The organism is Anabaena sp. UHCC 0253 (assembly GCF_009712085.1).
Lineage (GTDB): Bacteria > Cyanobacteriota > Cyanobacteriia > Cyanobacteriales > Nostocaceae > Dolichospermum.
In genome coordinates this window covers 569,295-587,200 of sequence record NZ_VILD01000002.1, presented here as the reverse complement: position 1 = coordinate 587,200, position 17,906 = coordinate 569,295, and the positions used below count along the sequence as shown (strand labels likewise).

The following is a 17,906-nucleotide window of genomic DNA, read 5'->3' as shown; positions in this document are numbered from 1 at the left end:
TTTTCCGATAAATCGGGTATTGTAAAAAACAATGACCAATAAGCAACTACCGGGGCTGAACCTTTAAACCACGACGTTCCAGGACTTGCCGTACCTGGGGACTAGGTGTGTAGTTATAACCATAAGCAGAACGCTCTGAGTCATCCATAACTTGAGGTGTCAGCAATACAATCACCTCTCTGCGTTCATTAGTTCTGTTTGTTCTTCTAAACAGCGAACCCAGCAAGGGAATATCACCCAAAATAGGGAGCTTAGAAATACTTGTCCGATCTGAGTCTTGAATAATACCGGAAAGGATAAGCGTCTGACCGTCTCGCAAGCGGAGTTGACCAGATGCAAGACTTCTTGATGCTAAAAGGGTAATATCACCATCAGGACTAGGTGTTGTACCAGCAAGGGAAGAAACAGTAGGTGCAACAGACAAAGAAACAAAACCATTATCATCAATTCTTTCTACTCTCACTGTCAGAGTTAGTCCTGCATCCTTGATGATAGGTCTTCTAGTCAAATTACCTTCGACTACTATTTGTTCAATACCACCATATACTTGTGAAGTTAAACCAACTCTTGCTTCCTGTCCTTCTTGGACAATTAGGGTTGGGTCAGTCAAAATCTTGGCATTACCACTTGATACCTGTGCCTGTAAACTAGCAAGAAAACGTTTGGGAAATTGGTATAGAGTTGGTAGTCCAAATGTATATGTATCAGGAGTGCTAGGGGTTGTAGTAGTTTGAAAACCAAACTGAGTTGGCAACCCAGTATTAGGATCTATAGCTGTCGGAACAATTTCTGTGGTACTTGTTCCTGCCGTTCCTGGACTAAAATTTGTAATCCCCGGTTGTAATGGATTTCCATCAGCGCCTAAAGGCGCATCTGCTGATGGTCTATTACCTGTTTGGTTAAAAAACCCTTCACCCAAAAATGGAGTTCCTGTAATTGGACTAGTAATTACAGGTGTTTCAGTAATACTAGTTGCCACTTCACCAGCTGTAGCAGGTCTAGAACCACCAAAATTAAAAGTCGCTGCACCACCATCACTAGCAAAATAGTTATTACCAATTCCAAAGGAAAAGCTGGAGTTGGAGTCTTGAATACCTAAAAGGTTTACATCAATAATTTTGACATTCACCACCACTTGCCGACGACGGATATCAAGTTGTACTAATTGAGATATTGCCATCTCAACCATTTTAGGACTACCAATTAATGTGACGGAATTGGTGCGCTCGTCTCCTGATGCTTGTAAACCTCTGAGTAAAGGAGTTGAATCTTTATACTCAACCCGTTGAGTTTCAATTTTTGTTTCTGTAGTCGTCTGGGTTTGGGTAACTGCGGTATTAGCAGCACCACCTACAGGTACAGCATTAACACTAGTAATAAGTCGTTCTCGGCTGACGGCACTTTCTGCACCCAAAGCGACTAAAAAGTTTAAGGCAACTCCGACTGTTACCTGATTGAGTCGCAAACTCCGCATGACATTATCACGGGTGGTGTTAGGTAATTTAGCCCCTACAAAAATCGTCCGTCCCGTGCGGTTAGCTTCTAAACCACTCAAGCGCAAGACGTAGTTAAAGACATCTTGCACAGGTTCGTTTTCTATATCTAGGGAAATTGTTTCAGATGCCTTAGTTGCACCCGCAGCACCGCCTGGTGCTGCTCCTTCACCACCGCTATAAACTAAGTTTAAATTAGCAGCCCGCGCTAACAGTGATAAAACTTCTCTCACAGGTGCATCACGCAGCACCAAACGGGGAACTCGTTCTTGAGTACCTAAATCTATACTTGTAGGGGATGTATCAATGTTAGATTGAGTAATATCTCCTACTGGTGGAGCAACGGCTCTGGGTAAAAAAGGCGGCGCTTGGTTATAAGGTTGATTTGGTCCTGCGGCTTGGGCAATTTTACCGTCAATAGTAACTTCTGGGTTAGGTACTAAAATATCTGGCCGTTTACCTGGTTCATCTGGTCTATATTCAGATGTCGTCGCTGGGGCTGCTAGAACCCTTTCTGTGGGCTTTGTGGGGTTGGATGCTGTTGTATTGGTGGTAGTAGTAAAGCCAAGGGTGAGATTATTATCTTTTCGCATTACGGGCTGACTAGTCGGTACATCATCAATACCTATGACTGTCACCCGAATGCTATTAGCATCTAATTGTTTAACTTCGATCGCCGCAATTCCTGGTGCGGGGTTTTCTTGACGGAAGTTATTACCCTGGGGTAAACGTAGTTGAGCATTAATGACATCTGCAACTAAGGATTTATCTTTTTTCGTTGTGAATACTTGGGGGCGATCGCCTGCCGCAGTTTGTAAAATTACACTAACTCCCCCTTCAATGGGATTGAGTTTAACATCAGTAATTTGTGTTACTTGTGCTAAAACTGGTTGGGCTGCTAAGATTACACAAGCGGCAGCACTTGATACAAAAACATTATTATGAAACTGTTTCACAGTTCATTCCTCACATAAAATAAAAGTCTAAATTGTCGCTTATCTCTATTTTTTTAACCGCAAATTGAGAATTCGCAGTTACTGATTGTCTATATAGTCATTCTGGGGAACTTCTGCACAACCTCCTGATACATAAATCAATCTACTTTTGACTTTTACCTCAAAGTTGATTATTTTTTGGGTGCGTTAGCTGCTGCTGTTTTTGCGGCTATTTCTGCTGTTTCTTCTGAAGTTAGTGGCATTAAAGCTTCTAAGTCAAAAGTTGTTGTCAGTTTACCAACACCAACTCGCACGGCATTTTCTTTATCTCCTGATACCTCTGGTGCAGCCAATTTGGAGTTATAGTTTTTAACTAACAATAAAGGCTGTAATTGTTCGATTTTCCGCATAATGGATTGGGTTTGATTAAAATTTCCCTCAATTTCCACATTGATAATGCTACGTTTGAGTTTATTATTAACTTCTGCCCCCAAAGAGCCATCTTCTATTAATTGCGGTTTTTCAAAAACAGGAACAAATTTTTTGAGTTTTGCTCTAACTGCATTACCAATAATTTGACCATTACTAGCTTCTATTAACCGACTGGTATCTAGCAACAAGGTGTCTAAACTTCTTTCATCGGCAAATAAAGCTAAAACTTGTTTTTGTTGTTGTTTGGCTGCTGTTAAATCTGCTTCGATTTTGCCAATTTGTTTAGCTTGGCTTTTCTTTTGCTCAACTTCTGTTTGTAGTTGATCACGTTTGGTTTGCTGTTGTTGATAGGTATCCCAAGCGGGCATTGCCATATTCAACAGCATATATCCCGCACCTAAAAAACCTAAAACGCCGACTATACCGCCAATAATAGGTGTTGTCAGGGTGATACCAAAGAGGACGGGGGAAGAATCTTGGATCTCCGTACCTTTTTCTGGAAAATTTAGTTCATCACTAAGTGTCATTGAGGGATGACTCCTACTTTTTTGATATTACGAAGTCTATCTACTAATCCGAGTGTGCCTTTCTTCTCTAATTCCTGAATTAAATCAGATGCGGGAACGGTACTCAGACCTGTTTTAATGGTGTATTTAACCACTTGGGGTGGTTTAATTATGGACTCAGACCTGTCAGTTTCTGGGGGGACAAAACCAGTAATTTCTGGTGCGTCTATTAACTCTGCTGTAATGATTCTAGTTTCCTCCGCATTCAAAAATTGAGATTGTCCTAAACTCAGAGCAAAATCGTTTACTAAAGCATAGGAACGAGCAAAACCAGAAATTTCTAATGATCCAGCGGTATTGCTAGGAGTTGCAGTTACAGCACCTTTACCAGGGAGAGAAGCCGCAATTTGCTGGATATCTTCAATCTGCACTTGATTAGGAATGCGATCGCTCAAATCCTTTAACATTGCTGACCAAGGACGTATTTGATCAAACACTGTCACTAAAGCCCTAGTTTGGTTATTAATATTGGTTGCTTCAGCTTTAAGTTTATTGAGGTTAGCTATTCTTCCATCTAAACCTTTTCCTTCCTCTTCTAGTTTGCCTATTTCCTGCGTTAATTCCGCAGTTTTACCCTCCAAGAACGAGAAACCAGCAAACACTAAACCTGGTAATACTAAACCTACTCCAACTCCTATATAAACAGGAATTAAATTCCCTAATTGGAGAGGTTGTCTTTTAGCTTTAGTTTCACTTTTTTTCTGATATTCTGGACGGTCTTTAAGAAAGTTAATATCTAGACTGTACATTGTATTATACTCCCCGCATTCCTAGACCTAAAACAATACCCAATCCAGGACGTTTAATTAATGGATAACTTTCCGTATCTACCTCCAAAGACAAAGAAGTAATTGGATCTATTTGAGTAGTTGGTAGACTCAATCTTTGAGTAAAAAACTCATCAATTTGTGGTAGTCCTCCTCCAGGTCCTGCTAAAAAAATCTGTGCAACTTCCAGATTTTCACTTTGATTGAGGTAAAAATCAATAGATCGTCGCAGTTCATCGGATAGTTCTCCTAGCACTCTCAACATAGAAGCCATACCAGGATTACTACCTGTCACTCCTGTATTGACTGAATCAGTTGAAGTTGTAGGAATGGTCATACTCTCCAACATATCCATATCTCGTGATGCTGGTAAGTTCATTGCCCTTGACAGCGCCGTTTGGAGTTGATACGTTCCGATGGGAACTGTTCTAGAAAATTGTGGCACACCATTAATAATGATGGCAATTTCTGTACTATCAAACTCAATATCAACTAATACTGCTGCTTCTTCTGGTCCAAATAGCCGCAGTTGATCACGAACGGTGCGAATTAAGGCAAAACTATTAATTTCTAAGATATCAACAGTTAATCCTGCCTGTTCAAAAGTATTCAAGTAGGTTTGTGTTACATCTTTACGAGTAGCAACTAACAAAACTTGGACTTTTTCGATTCCATCTTCGTCTACAAAGTAACCAAGCTTTTGATAATCAACATCAGCTTCTTCCCGGGGATAGGGCAAATATAAAGAAGCTTCATGGTTGAGTACCATGTCCCGTAACTCCTTGTCATCTAACTCCGATGGGACAGGAATTAAACGGACGATCGCATCTCGTCCTGGTATACAAGTAGCAACATGAGTAGCTTTAGTTTTACTTTGAGCGATCGCTTGCTGAATAATTTCTGCCATTCCTGGAGGATCAGCAATTTGACCATCAATAATTATACCTTCTGGTACTGGTACTGTAGTCAAAGATTCGATTTTTAAGCTTTGGCGTTGTTTACGTAGTTGTACTACGTTCACCCGTTCGGGTGCTAGTTCAATTCCAATACCTTTATTGGATTTACTGAAAAAACTAGTGAAGGCTTTCACCACAGTTTTACCTGCTAGATTACTAAAGAAAAATACTAAGTCGGTTGTCAGACAAGAACTTTTACCAATTAGCGATTACCGATTACCGATTACCATAATTGATATATCCTATAGTCTCCACAATTCTCTATCCTTTTTTCTTACCCAGATTAATTCTAAAAATACTACCACCTAATACGATGATTCGATTGCAGAAATTTAAACAACTGGTTTGTTGGGCATTACTAGGCTTATTTACTAGTTGGATAGTTAGTTGCAGCACAAGTAATGTGAGTAATAATCCCAAACCTGCTGCTGGTGTAGCCACAATTGAGTTTTGGACAATGCAACTCCAACCTCAATTTACCAACTACTTCCAAAGCCTGATTACGACCTTTGAATCACAAAACCCCAGTATAAAAGTAAAATGGGTAGATGTGCCTTGGTCAGCGATGGAGAACAAAATTTTAACATCTATCTCCGCAAAAACGCCACCAGATGTTGTCAACCTAAATCCAGACTTTGCTTCCCAACTAGCAGGAAAAAATGCTTGGTTAGATTTAGATGCTAACGTTCCCAGTCCAGTCCGTTCTTCTTATTTACCAAATATTTGGCAAGCAAGTAGCCTCAATGGTAAGAGTTTTGGGATTCCTTGGTATCTCACCACACGACTAACTATTTATAACACCGATTTGTTAAAACAAGCGGGTATTACAAAACCTCCTGCCACTTACGCAGAATTAGGGGAAATGGCACAACAAATTAAAGACAAAACAGGTAAGTATGCTTTTTTCGCTACTTTTGTTCCTCAAGATTCTGGTGAAGTGCTGGAATCCTTAGTACAAATGGGTGTCACCTTAGTTAATGCTGAAGGTAAAGCCGGATTTAATACTCCTCAAGGAAAAGCCGCTTTTCAATATTGGGTAGATTTGTATAAAAAAGGTTTGTTGCCGAAAGAATCTTTAACCCAAGGTCATCGTCATGCGATAGATTTATACCAATCTGGAGAAACGGCTTTTTTAGCTTCTGGTCCTGAATTTCTGAAAACTATTGCTAATAATGCCCCCAAGGTTGCCCAAGCTTCGGCTATTGCCCCACAAATCACAGGTGATACAGGTAAGAAAAATGTCGCTGTCATGAATATCGTTATTCCTCGTGATAGTAAATATCCTGATCAAGCCGTTAAGTTTGCTTTATTTGTTACTAATGACGAAAATCAATTAACCTTTGCTAAAGCTGCAAATGTTCTACCTTCTACAGTTAAGGCTTTGGCTGATACATACTTTAAGGAAGTTCCTGCTAATGCTACAACAGCAGAAAAAGGGCGGGTAATTAGTGCGACACAATTACAACAAGCAGAGGTATTAACCCCTAAACTCAAAGATTTTAAATTTTTGCAAAAATCAATTTATGAAAATTTACAAGCTGCAATGTTAGGACAAAAAACTGTAGATAAAGCTGTGGAAGATGCTGCACAGCAATGGGATAATCGGTGATTGGTGACTTGCCCTGAGCGTAGCCGAAGGGTTGGTAATGGGTAATTGGTGATTACATCCTTTTGCCTATTTCCATTTTTGAGGTTTTAAGTTTGCGTAATTTAGACATTAGACTAGGTTTTTTAACAGCCTTTTCTGCACTTTTTAACTGTTCAATAATTCCATAAACTTGATGAAGTTGTTCTTCTGTTAAATGTTTTAGTTTCTCGTGAATCATTTGTTTTGTAATCATAGTAACTTACCTCAAATAACCATTATTAAGTGCAATTATAGCAAATGACTCTCTAAAATGCTGTATTATCTAAATTGTCTGGTGTCGTACATTGTAGCGATTTGATGTAGGGGTAGCGCCCCCGTGCCTACCCCATGTTTAGGGCAACCACAGGGGGTTTGCCCCTACGTCATTCATTGGTTTAGGTATTTTTAAAATGTTTAATTAATTTTGCCCACTTACTTATTGAAGTTAAAAGTTTTTTGAACAAGTTGCTATTCAACTAATTTTACAAAAATATCAAGTTTCACTATTAGTTATTGATATTAATCAAGAGGTGGTTATCAAATGGACAAGCTAACTCATTATCAAAACTTAATCAAACAAATTTTAACTGAATATGAGAAAATTTCATCACAAGTAATTGATCCTGATATAGATGAGGTGTTAATGTTTGATGATCAAAGAAGTCAATATCTTTGGTTTAATATTGGTTGTAAAAATGATAAACGAGTAAAAACAATTTCTGTTTACATTCGCATTAAAAATGAGAAAATTTACATTGAGGAAGATTGGACTGAAGAGGGAATAGCTACAGATTTATTAAGAGAAGGTGTACCGAAAGAAGATATTGTTTTAGCTTTTTATGATCCAGAAACTCGGAAGTTGACTGAGTTTGCTGTTACTTAATAAGTTCTGATTTTTAGAGAAGTCGGGGATCTTTTTTTGCTAACGGCTGAATGATTAGAGGATGTTTTAAACTTCTATAATTTTATATTGAATTCTTCATCACTTAATTATAACAGTTAATTTTGATGATAATTTTTCACATATTCCCTAAAAATAGGCAATATTAAAAACAAGAACTTCAATCTAAATTTTATTTAAAAAATACAATAAATACATTGTAAATAAATAGTCGGTTAAAACCGACTTCAGTTTTAAGACAGGGAATAAATTCCCTGGCTGGTGTTTGAATATCAATTATTTTACATCATTCAACAATGCTCAACCTATATCAAAATGCTTTATTCTTCTCACCAATTCTCAACCTTTAAACCCTCAACTCTCAATAAATCACTATCATTAGAAACCACAGTAAAACCTTTAATAATAGCAGTAGCAGCAATTAAAATATCTTCCGTTTGAATCGGTAAACCTCGTAACCTGAGATTAGCATGAATTTCTGCTGCTTTTTCCACAATTGCTAAATCATCCAAAAAAATGATTTGATAATCTTGACAGATTTTATTAAATTCTTCTCTTTGTTTAGGAGACTTAACAGCAAATAAACCTCTCTTGATTTCAAAATATGTCATACAGCTAATATAAATTGACGCATCCTGAAATTTCATTGCTTCTAACTTTTGCATAATCTGTAAATTTTTCTTCATTGCAAAAGAAACAATGTTTGTATCTAATAAATAGCTCATTTCCTTTTCACAGCTTCATCAAAAATAGCGATTTGTTCAGGTGTCAAATCATCTAACAAACCTGATAACATTTGTGTTGACATTACAAAGCTAGAATGTTCTTTTAATTTTTCATCGGATAATTTATTAAACTGTTCATTAGTTAAATTGCGCTGAACGACATTACATAAATGCTGAATTATTTCCTTTGCATTCAGTTCTTCTTTAAATAAAGGACGTTCTTCCATCAAAATATTTACTATTTTCTCGATTCTTCTTTTCATTGATTCTTGTTGATTTTCAGTTAATAACATAATATTTCCTCCATTCAAACAATCATTTATTCATATTCTATCAAATTCTTAAAGATTACTGTTTATCCTCACTTACACAGATAAAAACTCATCAAGTATGCAAAGAACGCAAAATTTATATCCGTTTTTTGCATAATCACTTAAATTCCGTAACCTACTATACGAATTATTATAAAAAATCAACCTAATGTAACAACATCGAAATTGTTACAACCACCAACCAGGAAACTACTAACAGTTGTTTCCTCAAAGGGGCAAGTACAGAACCGATAAGAACAAGGATACACAGTTAATTAAGTCCTGTTCCCTAAAAAAAGCCCATGACAGAAGCAGCAACTACCACCGAAAAACTTAATAAATTCGAGAAATTCAAAGCTGAAAAAGACGGACTTGCAGTTAAAAACGAAATAGAAAACTTTGCCCAAATAGGTTGGGAAGCAATGGACGAAAACGACCTCAACCATCGCCTAAAATGGTTAGGTGTATTCTTCCGTCCAGTCACTCCCGGTAAATTCATGATGCGGATGCGTTTACCTAACGGTATCCTCACCAGCAATCAAATGTCTGCTTTAGCAGAAGTGGTACAGCGTTACGGTGAAAATGGCAGCGCCGATATTACCACCAGACAGAATATACAACTACGCGGGATCAAAATTGAAGATATCCCAGATATCTTTAACAAATTTCACAAAGTGGGATTGACTACTATCCAATCCGGGATGGATAACGTCCGTAATATTACAGGTGATCCTGTAGCAGGTTTGGATGCAGATGAGTTTTATGATACCAGAGAATTGGTGCAGCAAATTCAAGATATGCTCACTAATAGCGGTGAAGGTAATCCAGAATTTAGCAATCTTCCCCGTAAATTTAATATTGCAATTACGGGAGGAAGAGATAACTCAGTTCACGCAGAAATTAACGATTTAGCCTTTATTCCCGCTTTTTGGGCAAATCAAGATCAATTACCAATATTTGGTTTTAACGTCATTGTTGGCGGCTTATTTTCTGCAAAACGTTGTGAAGCTGCTATTCCTCTAAATGTCTGGGTATCCCCCGCAGAAGTTGTATTATTATGTAAGGTCATTGTTGAGATTTTCCGAAATCATGGCTTACGCGCGAATAGACAAAAAGCCCGGTTAATGTGGCTACTTGATGAATGGGGATAGAAAAGTTTCGGGCTGAAGTAGAAAAGCGGTTTGGTAAATCATTATTACCAGCAGCAGCGAAGGATGAAATTGACTGGAAAAAACGGGATCATGTAGGGATATATCAACAAAAACAACCTGGTTTTAATTACGCAGGTTTAAATATTCCCGTCGGACGATTGTATGCTGGTGATATGTTTGAAATTGCGCGAGTAGCCGAAGTTTACGGAAGTGGAGAAATTCGGTTTACTGTAGAACAAAATGCCATTATTCCTAATATTCCTGATTCAGCATTAACAACATTTTCAACAGAACCATTGTTAGAAAGATTTGGAGTTAATCCTGGTTTATTAATGCGAAGCTTAGTATCCTGTACAGGCGCACAATTTTGCAACTTTGCATTAATAGAAACCAAAAACCGCGCCTTAGCAATGATTAAATCATTGGAATCTGAATTAATTTTATCGTGTTCTGTGCGAATTCATTGGACAGGTTGCCCTAATTCCTGTGGACAACCCCAAGTAGCAGATATTGGCTTAATGGGAACAAAAGTTAGAAAAAATGGCAAAACCTTAGAAGGAGTTGACATTTACATGGGTGGTAAAGTTGGGAAAGATGCACATTTAGGAACTTGTGTCCAAAAAAGCATTGCTTGTGAAGACTTGCAACCAATATTACGAGATTTACTTATTCAGAACTTTGGCGCAAAACTTAGGGAAGAAGCCTTAATTTCTCATTAAATCAATCGCTAAATAGAAACATCTCTGAAAATCCAAATAAAACCTGGGCAATATTCCTTATTGGAATCAATCCAAAATCCAAAATCCAAAATCTAAAATCGAAAGACTAAGAGTTTCTTATGAGCAATATTTCCCGCAGAAAATTTATTATTACCTCCAGTGTTGCAGCAGCAACTTCTATCTTAGTACACGGTTGTTCCTCTAGTAACTCTAATTCGGCAACAACAGATAGTTCTGCTTCTTCAAATACCAAACTTGCTAACAATTCCACAGTTAGTAATGCCCCTAAAGTTGAAACAACCAAAGCCAAATTTGGATTTATTGCCCTTACCGATGCTGCACCTTTAATTATTGCTAAGGAAAAAGGTTTCTTTGCTAAATATGGGATGACTGATGTTGAAGTCAGCAAACAAAAATCCTGGCCAGTCACTCGTGATAACTTGAAAATTGGCTCATCTGGTGGTGGTATTGATGGCGCACATATTCTTACCCCCATGCCCTATCTTCTCACCATAAATGATAAAGTACCAATGTATCTTTTGGCACGATTAAATATAAATGGTCAAGCCATTTCAGTTGCTGAAAAATTCAAAGATTTGAAAGTAGGTTTACAAAGTAAATCTCTTAAAGAAACTGTAAATAAAGCTAAAGCTGATAAAAAATCCATGAAAGTTGCCATGACTTTACCCGGTGGTACTCATGATTTATGGATGCGTTATTGGTTAGCGGCTGGTGGTATTAATCCTGATCAAGATGTAATTTTGGAAGCTGTACCACCTGCACAAATGGTGGCAAATATGAAAGTTGGAACTGTTGATGCTTTTTGTGTGGGAGAACCTTGGAATGCTCAATTAGTCAGCCAAAAATTAGGTTATACAGCTTTAACTACAGGTGAATTATGGAATAACCATCCAGAAAAAGCCTTTGCAATGCGGAAAGATTGGGTTGATAAAAATCCCAATTCTACACAAGCTTTGTTAATGGCAATTATGGAAGCACAACAATGGTGTGATCAGCCAGAAAATAAAGAGGAAATGTGTAAAATCTGCGCTGATAGAAAATACTTTAATGTTGCTGTAGCTGACATTTTAGAACGGGCTAAAGGTAATATTGATTATGGTGATGGACGCAAGGAACAAAATTTCCCATATCGCATGAAGTTTTGGGAAGATAATGCTTCTTATCCCTATAAGAGTCATGATACTTGGTTTTTAACTGAAGAAATTCGTTGGGGTTATTTACCTAAAGATACGAAGGTTAAGGAAATTGTTGATCAGGTAAATAGAGAAGATTTATGGAAACAAGCTGCTAAGGCTTTGGGTGTAGCTGCTGCGGAAATTCCAGCTAGTTCTTCTCGTGGTGTGGAAACATTTTTTGATGGTGTGAAGTTTGATCCTGAAAAACCAGAGGAATATTTAAAGAGTTTGCAAATTAAGAAGGTGTAATTGTCAGTTGGGTTGCACTTTCAACCCAACATAACATAGTCTACTAGATTAATTAGATTTTTAAGTCTCACGCAGAGGCGCAGAGGCGCAAAGAAGAGAAGGAAAAGAGATTTTTAATATTTTACTTAGGAGAAATCAATGGCTGCTATTGCTGGAAGTCGTAGGGTTGGTAGTAAACAACGGAAGGTTATTAATAAGTTTTTGATCAATAAGGTTCTACCGCCACTGTTTGGATTGGTTGTTTTTCTGGTGTTGTGGGAATTAATTTGTTTAATTCCTAGTTTTGAATTACCTGGTCCAATAGAAACAATTCGGGAAACTTTTGATCCTTTTATTCTTCATCCTTTCTTTGATAATGGTGGCAGTGATAAGGGTTTAGGTTGGCAAATATTGACCAGTTTAGGACGGGTTGCTTTAGGGTTTTCTTTGGCAGCAGTTGTAGGAGTGATTTTAGGAATATTAATTGGTTCTAATACTTTTTTGTATAATGCTGTAGATCCGATTTTTCAGGTATTAAGAACTATTCCGCCTTTGGCTTGGTTGCCAATTTCTTTAGCAGCTTTTCAACAAGCTAATCCTTCGGCAATTTTCGTGATTTTTATTACTTCGATTTGGCCGATTGTCATTAATACAACTGTGGGTGTACAAAATATTCCCCAAGATTATGTAAATGTGGCTCGTGTTTTGCGTTTGCGGAAGGGAAATTATTTCTTGAAGATTGTGTTTCCGGCAACTGTTCCTTATATTTTTACGGGTTTAAGAATTGGTATTGGTTTATCTTGGTTGGCTATTGTCGCGGCGGAAATGTTGGTTGGTGGTGTGGGTATTGGTTCGTTTATTTGGGATGCCTATAATACGACTACAGACACTAATATGAGTGAGATTATTATCGCTTTGGTATATGTCGGTTTGGTGGGATTAATTCTAGATAGAATGGTGGCTTTTGTTGCTCAAAAGGTTGTAACTACAGAACAAAAATAATTCTTATAGGACTTACGCACAAGTCACGAAAGAACGTTCGCAAAGCGTGTCGAAGACATACCATGAAGGAACGAACCACGAAGGAACGAAGGACACGAAGAAAAGAAGAAAAGAAGAAAAGAGGGTTTCAGAGATATTTTGCGTAAGTCTTGTCTTAGTTTGTAATTTTTTACATTACCCATTACCATTCATAATGAAGACTTTTTTAGAAATTGATCACGTAGACAAAATATTTAACCTCCCCAATGGTGGTAAATATATTGCTTTGAAAAATATTGAATTGAAGATTGCTGAAGGTGAATTTGTTTCTTTAATTGGACATTCTGGTTGTGGTAAGTCCACTTTACTTAATATTATTGCTGGTTTAGATCGCGCTAGTATTGGTGGTGTAACTTTGGAAGAACGGGAAGTAAGAGAACCTGGTCCTGATAGGATGGTGGTTTTTCAAAATTACTCTTTACTTCCTTGGTTAACTGTACGGGAAAATATCGCTTTAGCTGTGGATGAAGTTCATCAAAATCTATCTAAAGGAGAACGTCGGGGAATAATAGAAGAACATATTGATATGGTGGGTTTGCGACGTGCTATTAACAAACGTCCTAGTGAATTATCGGGGGGAATGAAACAGCGAGTTGCGATCGCTCGTGCTTTGGCTACCCGTCCCAAGTTATTATTATTAGATGAGCCTTTTGGCGCTTTGGATGCGTTGACAAGGGGGAATTTACAAGCACAATTAATGACTATCTGTAATGAACACAGAATTACCTGTGTGATGGTGACACATGATGTTGATGAAGCTTTATTATTGAGCGATCGCATTGTCATGTTAACCAATGGACCAGAAGCACACATTGGGCAAATTCTTGAAGTACCTATTCCCCGTCCTCGTCAACGTTTGGAAGTAGTTAATAATCCCTGTTACTACAATTTACGAAACGAAATAATTTACTTTCTCAACCAACAAAAACAAGCGAAAAAACGCCAAAAACAAGTTATTGCCCCTGCGATTATTTCTAACAAAAACTTGGAAAAAGTTCATTTAGAAATTGGCTATATCCCCCTCACTCAAGCCGCACCTTTAATAGTTGCAAAAGAAAAAGGTTTCTTTGCCCAATACGGTTTAGAAGTCAACCTTAACAGCGAAACTAGCTGGAAAGACATCGCCAAAGGTGTAGCAACTCGTAGGCTTGATGCAGCCCAAATGGTAGCAGGAATGCCCCTAGCCATGACTTTAGGTGCAGGAGGTAAAACTCCGGTATCAATGGTAACAGCTATGACCCTTTCCCGCAACGGTAGCGCCATCACTTTCAGCAAAGAATTATTCAACAATGGAGTTAGAAACTTAGCAGATTTTCAAGCCACCATTAACACTGACTTAGACAAAACCCACACCTTGGGAATTGTCCATTCTGCATCCATGCAAAACCTATTATTACGCTATTGGTTAGCAGCCGGTGGAATTCAACCTGATGTAGATGTCAGTTTGATGGTAATTCCATCACAAGAAATGGTGAATTCCCTCGAAGATCGGAAAATTGATGGTTACTGTGTAGGTGAACCTTGGAATACTCATGCAGTTGATCAAAACCTGGGTTTTATCATCGCTATCACTTCAGAAATTTGGAATGGACATCCAGATAAAATATTAGGAGTCAGAGAAGATTGGGCGCAAGAAAATCCTCAAACACATCTAGCTTTAGTTAAAGCCCTATTAGCAGCTTGTGAATATTGTGATGATATTCGCAACCGGGAAGAAGTTCTCAAATTAATTTCTCAACCTAACTATATTGGAAGTAATTCCCTTAATCTTCGTCCAGCTTTAATAGATACTTACAAACAGTATGATTTCCAAAAAACCCAAACTTCCCATCAGTTTTATTTCAACAAAGCCAACTATCCAGATCGTAATGAAATGTTATGGATTTTAACCCAACTAGCCCGTTGGGGTTTAGTAGCTTTCCCAAAAAATTGGGTAGAAGTAATTGACAGAGTTTGTCGTCCAGATGTGTTTGGTGCAGCCGCAAGAGAAAAAGGCATTTTAGATATTGGTAGAGAAGAATCAATTAAATTATTTGATGGTAAAGTCTTTAATCCTTCCGAACCAATCGAATATTTAAAAAGGTTGGAAATTAAATGTCAACTTCGGGTTGAAGAAGTATTTATTTAGTCAGTTGTCAGTTGTCAGTTGTCAGTTGTCAATTCTCAGTTGTCAATTCTCAGTTGTCAATTGTTATTACCGATTACCCATTCCCTATTACCAAAAATATCATGACAACAGTAAACTATAATAACAAAAGCCAACAATTACAAACCCAGAGAAAAGAAGACTTTTTAGTAATTGATGGTGTCAACAAAGTTTATCCCACAGCCGAAGGACCTTATACAGTTCTAGATGACATCAACCTCAAAGTTCGTGAAGGTGAATTTATTTGTTTGATTGGACATTCTGGCTGTGGAAAATCAACACTCCTGAACATGGTTTCTGGGTTTAATAAACCTACCAACGGTGTCGTCTGGTTGCAAGGTCAACCCATCACAGAACCAGGACCAGACCGAATGATGGTATTTCAAAACTATTGTTTATTACCTTGGTTAAATGTTTTTGATAATGTTTATTTAGGCGTTGATTCCGTATTTCCCAACAAAAGCAAAGCCGAAAAACGGGCAATAGTCAAAGAACATTTAGCAATGGTAGGACTAACAGAAGCATCCCAAAAGAAACCCAGTCAAATATCTGGAGGAATGAAACAAAGAGTAGCGATCGCTCGTGCTTTAGCCATCCGTCCCCAACTCCTCATTTTAGATGAACCCTTCGGCGCTTTAGATGCTATCACCAAAGAAGAATTACAAGAAGAACTACTACAAATTTGGTCAGATCATCAAGTCACCGTTTTAATGATTACCCATGACATTGATGAAGCACTTTTCCTAGCAGACAAATTAGTAATGATGACAAACGGACCAGCAGCAAATATTGGCGAAGTATTAGAAATACCCTTTTCTCGTCCTCGCAACCGTCGCCGCATCATGGAAAACCCAGAATATTATCACTTGAGAAACTACGCCCTAGACTTCCTCTTTCGTCGTTGCGCTCATATTGAAGAAGAATAATTATCTCACGCAAAGGCGCAAAGTCGCAAAGTAAGAAAATGCAAAAATCTCTCTGCGTCTCTGCGTGAAAACAATCCAAATATTATGACAGAAATTACAAAAACCCTTTGTCCTTATTGCGGAGTTGGTTGCGGTTTAGAAATCTCCACCCCAGCACAAAAAGAACATCAACCTTGGCGAGTTAGAGGTGATAAATCCCATCCTTCAAGTCAAGGAATGGTATGTGTTAAAGGTGCAACTATTACCGAATCTTTAGATAAAAATAGACTGCATTATCCAATGATGCGTGATTCTTTAGATCAAGAATTTCGCCGTGTTAGTTGGGATAAAGCTTTTGATATTATTACCCAACATATTCAAACATTAAGCTTAAATAATGCCACAGATTCTATCTGTATGTATGGTTCTGGACAATTTCAAACAGAAGATTATTATATTGCTCAAAAATTACTCAAAGGTTGTTTAGGAACTAATAATTTTGATGCTAATTCCCGGTTGTGTATGTCTAGTGCGGTATCTGGGTACATTCAAAGTTTTGGCGCTGATGGTCCTCCTTGCTGTTACGATGATTTAGAATTAACTGATTGTGCTTTTTTAATTGGTACGAATACAGCAGAATGTCATCCGATTGTTTTTAATAGATTAGCGAAATATCATAAGAAAAATCCTCATGTCAAAATAGTTGTTGTTGATCCGCGTCGTACTCCTACCGCAGAAGCCGCAGATTTACATTTAGCTATTCGTCCCGGTACTGATATTGATTTGTTAAATGGTATCGCCCATTTATTAATAAAATGGAATTATATAGATAAAGCTTTTATTGATGATTGTACTAGCAATTTTCCAGCTTATGCAGAAGTAATTCGTCATTATGCTCCTGATGTTGTTTCCCGTCAATGTGGTATTAGTATTGAAGATTTAGAAACTGCTGCAAAATATTGGGGACAAGCAAAATCTGTACTTTCTTTATGGTCAATGGGTGTTAATCAATCTACGGAAGGTACAGCTAAAGTTAGAACTATTATTAATTTACATTTGATGACAGGACAAGTCGGGAAACCTGGTGCTGGTCCTTTTTCTTTGACTGGTCAACCTAATGCAATGGGAGGAAGAGAAGCGGGCGGTTTAGCGCAATTATTACCGGGTTATCGGTCGGTTAAAAATGAGCAACATCGAACGGAAATAGAAGATTTTTGGGGTTTAAAAAAAGGTCAAATTTCTCCTGTTCCTGGTTTAACTGCTTGGGATATGATTACTGGTTTGGAATCTGGAAATGTGGGTTTATTGTGGATTGCTGCAACTAATCCTGCTGTGAGTATGCCAGATTTAGAAAGAACTAAAAAAGCGTTGTTAAAATCGCCTTTTACTATCTATCAAGATGCTTATTACCCTACGGAAACATCAGCTTATGCTCATGTTTTGTTACCTGCGGCGCAGTGGGGTGAAAAAACTGGGATAATGACTAATTCTGAAAGAATGGTAACGCTATGTTCGGCTTTTCGTGAACCACCAGGGGAAGCAAAACCAGATTGGGAAATTTTCGCCCAAGTGGGAAGAAGATTAGGTTTTAAGGATAAGTTTGCTTTTAATAATTCTGCGGAAGTTTATCAAGAGTTTGTTCAATTAACTCGTCAGCGTCCTTGTGATATGTCGGGTTTAAGTCATGAGTTTTTAATAGCAAATGGTCCAACTCATTGGCCTTATTCACAGGATAGTAATTCAGAAACTAAACGTTTATATACAGATTTACGTTTTCATACTTCAGATGGACGCGCTATTTTCGGTG

General features: G+C 37.8%; 15 protein-coding genes and 1 pseudogene. 9 read left to right on the top strand and 7 right to left on the bottom strand.

Features of this window, described 5'->3' with window-relative positions:
• Positions 1-46: 46 nt before the first annotated feature.
• The 4 genes from FJR38_RS06830 to pilM form a co-directional block, all read right to left on the bottom strand.
• A complete protein-coding gene (locus FJR38_RS06830; RefSeq protein WP_168536091.1) occupies positions 47-2,449 on the bottom strand; it encodes a type IV pilus secretin family protein in 2,403 nt (800 codons plus the stop codon).
• A 170-nt stretch (positions 2,450-2,619) separates the two neighbouring features.
• On the bottom strand, positions 2,620-3,387 hold the full coding sequence (locus FJR38_RS06825; RefSeq protein WP_168536089.1) for a pilus assembly protein PilO: 768 nt from the start codon (positions 3,385-3,387) through the stop codon (positions 2,620-2,622).
• Complete coding sequence (locus FJR38_RS06820; protein ID WP_168536087.1) at positions 3,384-4,175, bottom strand: PilN domain-containing protein; 792 nt, start codon at positions 4,173-4,175, stop codon at positions 3,384-3,386. The genes FJR38_RS06825 and FJR38_RS06820 overlap by 4 nt, the downstream gene beginning before the upstream one ends.
• 4 nt (positions 4,176-4,179) lie before the next feature.
• A complete protein-coding gene (gene pilM, locus FJR38_RS06815) occupies positions 4,180-5,286 on the bottom strand; it encodes a type IV pilus biogenesis protein PilM (RefSeq protein ID WP_168496769.1) in 1,107 nt (368 codons plus the stop codon).
• Between pilM and FJR38_RS27690 the strand changes: the two genes are divergently transcribed.
• Positions 5,270-5,458, top strand: coding sequence for a hypothetical protein (locus FJR38_RS27690; RefSeq protein WP_217359993.1), 189 nt, complete (start codon positions 5,270-5,272; stop codon positions 5,456-5,458). The two genes, pilM and FJR38_RS27690, sit on opposite strands and share 17 nt — an antisense overlap.
• A gap of 4 nt (positions 5,459-5,462) precedes the next feature.
• The gene (locus FJR38_RS06810; RefSeq protein ID WP_168496767.1) at positions 5,463-6,758 is read left to right on the top strand and encodes a sugar ABC transporter substrate-binding protein; all 1,296 of its coding nucleotides are present in this window, start codon (positions 5,463-5,465) and stop codon (positions 6,756-6,758) included.
• A 52-nt stretch (positions 6,759-6,810) separates the two neighbouring features.
• Here the strand turns inward: FJR38_RS06810 and FJR38_RS06805 are convergent, their stop codons facing one another.
• Positions 6,811-6,990, bottom strand: coding sequence for a hypothetical protein (locus tag FJR38_RS06805; protein WP_168496765.1), 180 nt, complete (start codon positions 6,988-6,990; stop codon positions 6,811-6,813).
• Positions 6,991-7,317: 327 nt separating this feature from the next.
• Between FJR38_RS06805 and FJR38_RS06800 the strand changes: the two genes are divergently transcribed.
• Positions 7,318-7,659, top strand: coding sequence for a XisI protein (locus FJR38_RS06800; protein ID WP_168496763.1), 342 nt, complete (start codon positions 7,318-7,320; stop codon positions 7,657-7,659).
• Between the two features lie 347 nt (positions 7,660-8,006).
• Here the strand turns inward: FJR38_RS06800 and FJR38_RS06795 are convergent, their stop codons facing one another.
• On the bottom strand, positions 8,007-8,402 hold the full coding sequence (locus FJR38_RS06795) for a type II toxin-antitoxin system VapC family toxin (RefSeq protein ID WP_168496761.1): 396 nt from the start codon (positions 8,400-8,402) through the stop codon (positions 8,007-8,009).
• On the bottom strand, positions 8,399-8,695 hold the full coding sequence (locus tag FJR38_RS06790; RefSeq protein ID WP_168496759.1) for a hypothetical protein: 297 nt from the start codon (positions 8,693-8,695) through the stop codon (positions 8,399-8,401). Before FJR38_RS06790 ends, FJR38_RS06795 begins: the two co-directional genes overlap by 4 nt.
• 320 nt (positions 8,696-9,015) lie before the next feature.
• Here FJR38_RS06790 and FJR38_RS06785 point away from each other — a divergent pair.
• The 6 genes and pseudogenes from FJR38_RS06785 to FJR38_RS06760 form a co-directional block, all read left to right on the top strand.
• Positions 9,016-10,583 (top strand): annotated as a pseudogene (locus FJR38_RS06785) (ferredoxin--nitrite reductase).
• 119 nt (positions 10,584-10,702) lie between these two features.
• Entirely contained in the window at positions 10,703-12,028 is a 1,326-nt protein-coding gene (locus FJR38_RS06780) for a CmpA/NrtA family ABC transporter substrate-binding protein (protein ID WP_168496755.1), read from the top strand.
• 138 nt (positions 12,029-12,166) lie between these two features.
• A complete protein-coding gene (gene ntrB, locus FJR38_RS06775; RefSeq protein ID WP_168496753.1) occupies positions 12,167-13,009 on the top strand; it encodes a nitrate ABC transporter permease in 843 nt (280 codons plus the stop codon).
• Positions 13,010-13,202: 193 nt separating this feature from the next.
• The gene (locus FJR38_RS06770) at positions 13,203-15,176 is read left to right on the top strand and encodes a nitrate ABC transporter ATP-binding protein (RefSeq protein WP_168536085.1); all 1,974 of its coding nucleotides are present in this window, start codon (positions 13,203-13,205) and stop codon (positions 15,174-15,176) included.
• 101 nt (positions 15,177-15,277) lie between these two features.
• Entirely contained in the window at positions 15,278-16,120 is an 843-nt protein-coding gene (locus FJR38_RS06765; RefSeq protein WP_168536083.1) for a nitrate ABC transporter ATP-binding protein, read from the top strand.
• An 84-nt stretch (positions 16,121-16,204) separates the two neighbouring features.
• Positions 16,205-17,906 (top strand): molybdopterin-dependent oxidoreductase (locus FJR38_RS06760; RefSeq protein ID WP_254449372.1); only part of this gene is annotated, 1,702 nt, incomplete at its 3' end.

Coding starts and splice junctions, on each gene's coding strand:
- FJR38_RS06825 (WP_168536089.1), bottom strand. CDS start 3,387: ATGACACTTAGTGATGAACTAAATTTTCCAGAAAAAGGTACGGAGATC.
- FJR38_RS06820 (WP_168536087.1), bottom strand. CDS start 4,175: ATGTACAGTCTAGATATTAACTTTCTTAAAGACCGTCCAGAATATCAG.
- FJR38_RS06810 (WP_168496767.1), top strand. CDS start 5,463: ATGATTCGATTGCAGAAATTTAAACAACTGGTTTGTTGGGCATTACTA.
- FJR38_RS06805 (WP_168496765.1), bottom strand. CDS start 6,990: ATGATTACAAAACAAATGATTCACGAGAAACTAAAACATTTAACAGAA.
- FJR38_RS06800 (WP_168496763.1), top strand. CDS start 7,318: ATGGACAAGCTAACTCATTATCAAAACTTAATCAAACAAATTTTAACT.
- FJR38_RS06795 (WP_168496761.1), bottom strand. CDS start 8,402: ATGAGCTATTTATTAGATACAAACATTGTTTCTTTTGCAATGAAGAAA.
- FJR38_RS06790 (WP_168496759.1), bottom strand. CDS start 8,695: ATGTTATTAACTGAAAATCAACAAGAATCAATGAAAAGAAGAATCGAG.
- FJR38_RS06780 (WP_168496755.1), top strand. CDS start 10,703: ATGAGCAATATTTCCCGCAGAAAATTTATTATTACCTCCAGTGTTGCA.
- ntrB (WP_168496753.1), top strand. CDS start 12,167: ATGGCTGCTATTGCTGGAAGTCGTAGGGTTGGTAGTAAACAACGGAAG.
- FJR38_RS06770 (WP_168536085.1), top strand. CDS start 13,203: ATGAAGACTTTTTTAGAAATTGATCACGTAGACAAAATATTTAACCTC.
- FJR38_RS06765 (WP_168536083.1), top strand. CDS start 15,278: ATGACAACAGTAAACTATAATAACAAAAGCCAACAATTACAAACCCAG.